A 201-nucleotide genomic window follows, 5' to 3' on the forward strand; every position below is an offset into this window, starting at 1 on the left:
GACCGCATTTATCTCAACCGCCTGTCACCCCTGGGGATCTGGAGCGGCTGGTCAGAGGTTCCCGGCGGCGGCTTGACCCTGGCGGAACCGGAGGCGGTGGGATTCCGCTCGGAATTGAACCTGTTTGTCAGAGGCACGGATAATGGTATTTACCAGAATATCCTGCGTCGGGACCTCTGGAGCGGCTGGTCTGAAGTCCCC

Annotated in this window: 1 pseudogene; it reads left to right on the plus strand. The window is 60.7% G+C overall.

What is annotated here, in order from left to right:
* Window positions 1–201, plus strand: a pseudogene (locus JDF658_RS14560) (hypothetical protein); the annotation flags it as partial.

This window comes from Carboxydocella sp. JDF658, from assembly GCF_002049395.1.
Classification (GTDB): Bacteria; Bacillota.